General features: G+C 69.5%; 7 protein-coding genes and 1 pseudogene. 4 read left to right on the top strand and 4 right to left on the bottom strand.

Features of this window, described 5'->3' with window-relative positions:
* Nucleotides 1-602, bottom strand: a 602-nt coding sequence (locus L0U85_RS20055; protein WP_277606105.1) for a GTP-binding protein, incomplete at its 3' end; no start/stop codon positions are given.
* 63 nt (nucleotides 603-665) lie between these two features.
* Between L0U85_RS20055 and rpmB the strand changes: the two genes are divergently transcribed.
* The 4 genes from rpmB (at nucleotide 666) to L0U85_RS20035 (ending at nucleotide 1,734) form a co-directional block, all read left to right on the top strand.
* Nucleotides 666-902, top strand: coding sequence for a 50S ribosomal protein L28 (gene rpmB / locus L0U85_RS20050; RefSeq protein WP_241379545.1), 237 nt, complete (start codon nucleotides 666-668; stop codon nucleotides 900-902).
* A gap of 1 nt (nucleotide 903) precedes the next feature.
* The gene (gene rpmG, locus L0U85_RS20045; protein WP_241379544.1) at nucleotides 904-1,074 is read left to right on the top strand and encodes a 50S ribosomal protein L33; all 171 of its coding nucleotides are present in this window, start codon (nucleotides 904-906) and stop codon (nucleotides 1,072-1,074) included.
* The gene (gene rpsN, locus L0U85_RS20040) at nucleotides 1,074-1,379 is read left to right on the top strand and encodes a 30S ribosomal protein S14 (protein WP_241379543.1); all 306 of its coding nucleotides are present in this window, start codon (nucleotides 1,074-1,076) and stop codon (nucleotides 1,377-1,379) included. Before rpmG ends, rpsN begins: the two co-directional genes overlap by 1 nt.
* Nucleotides 1,380-1,539: 160 nt before the next feature.
* A complete protein-coding gene (locus L0U85_RS20035) occupies nucleotides 1,540-1,734 on the top strand; it encodes a hypothetical protein (protein ID WP_241379542.1) in 195 nt (64 codons plus the stop codon).
* A 177-nt stretch (nucleotides 1,735-1,911) separates the two neighbouring features.
* Here L0U85_RS20035 and L0U85_RS20030 read toward each other — a convergent pair whose 3' ends face one another.
* The 3 genes and pseudogenes from L0U85_RS20030 to L0U85_RS20020 form a co-directional block, all read right to left on the bottom strand.
* Nucleotides 1,912-3,288, bottom strand: coding sequence for a glycine--tRNA ligase (locus tag L0U85_RS20030; RefSeq protein ID WP_241379541.1), 1,377 nt, complete (start codon nucleotides 3,286-3,288; stop codon nucleotides 1,912-1,914).
* A gap of 192 nt (nucleotides 3,289-3,480) precedes the next feature.
* The gene (locus L0U85_RS20025) at nucleotides 3,481-6,372 is read right to left on the bottom strand and encodes a hypothetical protein (protein ID WP_241379540.1); all 2,892 of its coding nucleotides are present in this window, start codon (nucleotides 6,370-6,372) and stop codon (nucleotides 3,481-3,483) included.
* 42 nt (nucleotides 6,373-6,414) lie between these two features.
* Nucleotides 6,415-7,086 (bottom strand): annotated as a pseudogene (locus tag L0U85_RS20020) (HSP90 family protein); the annotation flags it as partial.

Here is a 7,086-nt window from a genome sequence, read left to right as displayed (position 1 = left end):
TCGGCGCCGGGTGCCCAGAGCAGGACGGTGTCGGCGTACTCGATCTGGCGGGCGACGACGTCGGCGACGCTGCGCGGGTCGTCCTCGGCGGATTGGAGGGAGCGGTCGGACAGGTCGTCGGCCGAGTCGAGCGCGGGGAGGATCACGTCGGGGTCGCACACGGCGACCACGGAGTCGAGCTTGACGGCGTCGGTGACGGGCCTGCCGTCGACGTGGCACCACGAGCAGACGGCGGCGACCGACTCGGGCTCGATGGCCGGCGGGAGGGCCAGGACGAGGTCTCTGCCGGGCTTCTCGGTGGCCAGGCGGACGAGGGTCGGGAGGACGTCCTCGCGGAGGGTGCAGGAGACGCAGCCGTGGTCGAGGGTGATCCGATCGTCCTCGACGATGCCGCCGCCGTCGCGGACGACCCGGCGCAGGCGGCCGTGTTCGAGCAGCTCGGTGAGGTCGTGGGCGACCACCAGGACCGAAGGGTCGGCGTCCAGGAGCATGTCGGCGGCCGCGAGCGTGGCGCCCGGTGAGAAGCCGGTGAGGAGGGTCAGGGCCGGCCGCAGGTCAGCGGCGTGATCCGCGTCGGCGCCGGGCTGGGCGAGCTGGGACATGGGACCTCCGATCTATTGAAAACGATTGTCATTATAATGAACCCTTCGGAAGGAGGACGACCCATGTCCCGATATTGCGACGTGACCGGCGCCGGTCCGGGCTTCGGCAACAACGTGCCGTGGTCGAAGAAGAAGACCAGGCGGCGGTGGAACGTCAACCTGCAGACCAAGCGGTACTTCCTGCCCGGTGAGGGACGGCATGTGCGGCTGAGGGTCTCGACCAAGGGGATCAAGATCATCGACCGCGACGGGATCGAGGCTGTCGTGCAGCGCCTGCGCAAGGAAGGGAAGAAGGTCTGAGATGGCGTCGAAGAGCACCGACGTGCGGCCGGTGATCAAGCTCCGATCGACGGCCGGGACCGGCTACACGTACGTGACCAGGAAGAACCGCAGGAACGACCCGGACCGGATGGCGTTGAGAAAATACGACCCGGTCGCGCGCAAGCACGTCGACTTCAGAGAGGAACGCTGATGGCCAAGAAGAGCGCGATCGCGCGGCAGGCCCGCCGCGAAGAGCTCGTGGACCGATACAGGGAGCGCCGGGCCGAGCTCAAGCGGATCGTCTCCCATCCGGGAACCGACCCCGACGATCGGGCCGAGGCGGTGCGGCGGCTCCAGCGCCTCCCCCGCGACTCCTCCCCGGTCCGGCTCCACACCCGCGACAAGGTCGACGGCCGCCCGCGGGCGGTCTACCGGAAATTCGGACTGTCGCGTGTCCGACTCAGGGAGATGGCCCACCGGGGTGAATTGCCGGGAATACGGAAATCCTCCTGGTAGACCTCGCTCCCTTGCGTCGTGGCTGTGCGAATTCCGATACACGGCTGACGCAAGGGAGCGCTACCCTGGTCGTGCGAGCGCGCTGTGAGACCGCTCTCAGACCCGGAACCCTGTGAGGCTCTCCTGCGTTTAGCTCGTAGAACAAAGGAGCATGAGCGCAATGGCCCAGCAAGTGGAGAGCGCCTCGATCGAGGCGAGCGAACAGGACCCACCCGGCGAGCGACCGCCCGCCGACATCCCCGCCAGTCCCGCAACGCTGTGGGCGTCCGAGAGCAAGGTCCACTACTCCATCACGCACACCGCCGGTGACACCCCGGCGTGGATCGACTGCGACTGCGTCATCCACAACGACTAGGCGGCGGCCTCACTCGACCTCGATCGTCCCGCGGCACGTCCGCTCGGCCCCCGATCTCGGCCCGAACTCGAAGTCGCGTTCAAGATCGCCATCGTCCTCCGGGACACGGACTGGACGGACTGCATCGCGAGGGGCCGACCTCGACGAGATCGTGATCGGCCCCGGGGCCTGAAGCGACTAAAGGCGTTCGAGGAGGTAGCGCTCGACCTGGTCGAGGGCCACTCGTTCCTGCTTCATCGAGTCGCGGTCGCGGATGGTCACGGCCTGGTCTTCGAGGGTGTCGAAGTCGACCGTGACGCAGTAGGGCGTGCCGATCTCGTCCGCGCGGCGGTAGCGGCGGCCGATCGCGCCGGCGTCGTCGAAGTCGACGTTCCAGCGCTTGCGCAGCAGCGCGGCGAGGTCCTTCGCCTTCGGTGAGAGCTTCTCGTTGCGGCTGAGCGGGAGGACGGCGGCCTTGACGGGGGCGAGGCGCGGGTCGAAGCGAAGCACGGTGCGCTTGTCGACGCCGCCCTTGGTGTTCGGCGCCTCGTCGACGTCGTAGGCCTCCAGCAGGAAGGCCAGCACCGAGCGGGTCAGGCCCGCCGCGGGCTCGATGACGTACGGCGTCCAACGCTCGCCCTTGGCCTGGTCGAAGTACGACAAGTCGGCGCCCGAGTGGGTCGCGTGCGTGGACAGGTCGAAGTCGGTCCGGTTGGCGATGCCCTCCAGCTCGCCGAACTCGCTGCCGCCGAAGCGGAAGCGGTACTCGATGTCGATGGTCCGCTTCGAGTAGTGGCTGAGCTTGTCCTTGGGGTGCTCGTAGCGGCGCAGGTTCGCCTCGGACAGGCCGAGGTCGGTGTACCAGTCCCAGCGGCGCTGGATCCAGTACTCGAACCACTCCTCGTCGGTGCCCGGCTCGACGAAGAACTCCATCTCCATCTGCTCGAACTCGCGGGTGCGGAAGATGAAGTTCCCCGGCGTGATCTCGTTGCGGAAGGACTTGCCGGTCTGGGCGATGCCGAACGGCGGCTTCCTGCGCGCCGCGGTCATCACGTTGGTGAAGTTCACGAAGATGCCCTGCGCGGTCTCGGGGCGCAGGAAGTGCTCGCTGCCGGTGTCCTCGACGGGGCCGAGGAAGGTCTTCATCAGGCCGTTGAACATGCGCGGCTCGGTGAAGGAGCCGCGGGCGCCGCAGTTGGGGCAGGCGAGATCGCTCAGGCCGCCTTCGGGCTCCCGTCCGTCGTGCTTCTCCTGGTAGGCCTCGACGAGATGGTCGGCGCGGAATCGCTTGTGGCACGACTGGCACTCTGTGAGCGGGTCGGTGAACTCCTTGACGTGGCCGCTGGCCTCCCAGACCTGCCGGTTGAGCACCACCGCCGAGTCGAGGCCGACGACGTCGTCGCGCTCGCGCACCATCGCGTTCCACCACTCGCGGCGGATGTTCTCCTTGAGCTCCACGCCGAGCGGTCCGTAGTCCCAAGCCGAGCGGGTACCCCCGTAGATCTCCGAGCTGGGGAAGACGAAGCCACGGCGCTTGCACAGGCTGATCAGTGCGTCGGTGCGGTCTTGGGACACGATGATTCCTCTCGATCCGGCTGGCGGTCGGTGAGACTGCGAATAGGTTCTCAGAACAGATACTGTTCGAAAGTTCGGTGACCGGTCAATCCGGTCTGCGACGGGCTGGAACCGGGTTGGCAAACGTACGGTTCAGTGCGTGTCGTCATGAGGGCCACCGCTGAGCAAGCCTACCTCGCACCGGTCGGCGTGCTATCGGCTCCCCTGGCGCAGATCGGCCAGATGCCGCTCGAACCCCTCGCGAGCCTCGGTGTATTCGGGGGCCGCAAGCCAGGTCAGTGCCTCCTCCCCCACGCTGATCGCGCCGGGCACGTCACCGAGCTCGGTGAGCAGCAACATCGTCTGGTGCGCGGTCAAGCCGGCCCGCTCCAGCAGCAGCGGCCCGTCGCGGAACACGGCCAGCGCGCGGCGCTGCAGGTCGAGCACGGGCTCCGCCTCCTCGCGGCGCAGTCCCGGCTCGCCGGCCTGGCCCGCCAGGAACTGGAACGTCAGCTGGGCGTGCTGGCGGTAGGTCTCGCCGAGTTCGAATCGGCAGGTCTCCCGCAGCTGCTCAGGCGTGTCCGGGTCGGTTCTGACGGCGTGGAGCCGGGCGGCGAGCTGGGCCATGGTCTGGAGGCCCTCGCCGAAGGCGGCGTCGCCGGAGACGGTGCGCAGCAGCCACACGCGGGCGCGGCTGACGCGGGTCCACGACGTCAGGTCGCCGACTTCCTCGGCGGCGGCGATCGCCCTGGTGTAGATCTCCAGTGCGTGGTCGTGCTCGCCGAGCTTCTCCAGCAGCTCCCCGGTGAGGAAGAGCATGTCGGAGTACAGGCGGACGGGGTTGTCGTCCTCGGCGGCCTCCATGAGCGCCAAGGCCGCCAGGCCGTGTTCGACGCCCTGTCGGGTGTCCTCGAGCTGGTCGTAGCACTCGGCGAGGTTGAAGCGGACGTTGCAGACCCGCCACACCTCGGTCTCGGGCAGGTCGGCGAGGGCGGTTTCGAGGACGGGCACGGCCTCGGCGCGGCGGCCCTGCTCGACGAGGGCGACGCCCATGAGGTGGCGGGCGATCGCGGCCGGGACGGTCATTCGGGCGGCGTCGCAGTGGATCGACGCCTGGAGGGCGTGGTCGTAGGTGCGGGGGTGGTCGCCGAGGCGCATCGAGAACTCGGCGGCCTGGAGGTGGAGTTTCGCGGCGACGCTCTGACCGGGTTCGGCGTCGAGCGCGGCGATGCCTTGGCGGGTGGTCTCCAGTGCGGCGGTGAAGTCGCCGGTGAGGGCGAGCTGGTCGGCGAGTTCGGCGCCTGCGCGGGCGACGGCCCAGCCGGCGTCGGCGGACCGGGCGATCCGGAGGCCCTCGCGCAGCAGCGCGGTCTTGGCCGAGGGGTCGGCGGCGAGGCGGGCGCGCAGGTCGACGAGGTCGCAGCGGCGGATGAGCGCGTATCGGCGGTCGGGGAGGGCGGCGAGTTCGGCGTCGAGGGCCGCGGCGCGCGCGTCGAGGTCGTCGGGGAGTCCCTCGGCGTCGCCTGCGATGTACTCGGCGCGCAGGCACAGCACCTGGCTGGTGTGGAAGCTGCGCTCGTCGATGCGCTGCTCTGCGCGGAGCGCGCGGGCGGTCTCGACGATCGCGGCGACGGCGGTGCGGGCGCGGCCGGGGTCGGTGCCGGCCAGGTGCAGCAGTGCGAAGGCATCGGCGACGAGGGCGCGGCCGGGCTGCCCGGCCACGTCGAACAGTTCGGAGGCCCTGGTGAGTCCTGCGACGATCTGCTCGGGGTCGTCGACCTCGGCCGACTCGGCGTGGGCGATCTCGGCGCGGTGCTCGGCGATGAGCTCGATGCCGAGGGAGTCGGCGATGGCGCCGACGCGCAGCCAGGCCTTCCACGTGTCGGGCGAGCAGTCGTCGTAGGCGGCGTAGGCCGCGTCGATGGCCAGGTCGAGGTCGGTGCCCTCGACCGGCTCGGACGCCAGCAGTGAGACGTGCTCCTTCGCTTTGATCTCCTTGAGCCCCAGGTGGACCGGCTCGGGGTAGGGGGTGGATTCTACGAGGCACTTCGACACGTCCGAGTGGTGGTCGTTGCCGTTGCGGGCGTCGAACTTCGCGACGATGGCGGCGCGCTCGGCCTCGGCCCACTCGGCGAGGTCGGCGGCCGTCCACTCGCGTCCGCCCGGACCGGGCATCGCGGTGTCGGGGAAGCCGAGGGCGGCCAGGCGCCGGCACGTCAGGACGGTGACCTCCATGAGCCGCTGGCGGTCCATGATGCCGAGTTCGAGGTCGAAGAACCGCACGTGGTCGGCGAGGATCTCCACGGCGCGCGCCTCGTTGCCCGTGAGGGCGCAGAACTCGACGTGCAGGGCGATCATGCGGACCATGTCCTCCTTGCCCCTGCACATCATGTAGCCGCGCAGATGGTTGGCGCGCGCCTCGCCCGGCTTGCCGAGTTCGACGAGCGGAATGAGCGACAGCGCCAGCGCGTAGTGCGGTTCGTGCGCGCAGGTGTACTCGCCGGCCAGGACCGGCTCCAGCATCTCCATGCACGCGTCGGCGCTGTCCTCCTCGGCGTAGAACACTATGGTGGCCAGGGACGTGTACTGGCAGGCGGCGCAGTCGGACATGTCGTCCTCCTCGGCCTCGCCGAGAGCCTCGATGGCGGTGGCGACGCGGTCGTAGTCGCCGATGTGGTACGCCAGCTGCATCTCGTAGGCGCAGGGGGCGTGCATGGAGTAGCCGGCCTCGGCGTAGCGGCGCCGCATCTCCTCCAGCCAGTGCTCGATGGACTCCAGGGGCACGTCGGGCTGCTCGATCATTTTGTCGACGACCCATTTGAACGTCCAGTACAGCGAGCGGGTCAGGTAGGCGTCGAAGTGCTCGGGCTGGGAGTCGAAGTTGCGCAGCAGCCGCGCGAAGGGAACCAGGTTGCGGGTGGAGTCGCGGGAGAATTCGTAGGCGTCGACCAGGCCGTTGAGCGCGTAGTTGACCAGCTCGGGGTCGCCGACGGCGTCGGCGCCCTCGACGGCCCGTTCCAGGGCCGCGACCTTCGCCTCGCTCGCCTCTTCGAAGCGGGCCTCGTTGAGCAGTCGCCAGATCTGGTCCGGGTCGGGAGTCGACATGCTAGTTCCTAGTGATGGGTTCGGGTGGGTTCATACGGGCCCCTAGCTCCTGGTGACGTGTTCCAGGAGGTTCATGAAGGAGCGGTTCAGCAGCGCGGTGTCGGTCGCGCGCAGCGGCCGGTGGCTCATGAGGAGCGCCTGCCCGTACAGCGATTCGACCGCCGTCCCGGCCAGTTCGGGGTCGCCGATGGCGCTGACGCGGCGGACGGTGGGGTTGCGGTGGTTGAGAACGAGCTGGGCGCGCGCGGCGTTCTGCTTGATGGAGGCCAGGATGCCGCCCCACAGGTCGTCGGCCTTCGCCTCGGCCTCGGCCCGCTGGCGTTCGCGGCGGGCCTCGCGGTCGTCCAGCAGCAGGGCGGGCACGGACACGGGGTTGAACTCGCGGACCACTACGTCGACGTCCACGCCGTCGAGGCGGGCGCGGGCGGCGGCCAGGAACGGCTGGAGCGCCAGCTCGGACTCCACCGGCAGCGGGTCGAGGTTCGCGGAGATGACGTTCGGCTGGAGGACCTCCACCTTGACCTCGGGGTCGAGGCGCGGGAGGGCCTGGACGAGCTCGGCGTCGTAGGTGTAGCCGCCGTTGACGACGCCGATGCCCTGGGCGGCGGCGATCTGGGCGACCTGGCGGTACTCGTCGACGGTGGCCGCGAGGTAGATCGGCCGGTGCGCGCGGGCGAAGTCGATGAGGTTGGAGGCGCCGTCGGTGGTCTCGAA

Origin of the sequence: Glycomyces sp. L485 (genome assembly GCF_022548875.1) — a bacterium.
Taxonomy (GTDB): domain Bacteria; phylum Actinomycetota; class Actinomycetes; order Mycobacteriales; family Micromonosporaceae; genus Glycomyces.
The sequence above is the reverse complement of the archived record's forward strand: the minus strand, read 5'-3'. Positions and strand labels throughout refer to the sequence as shown.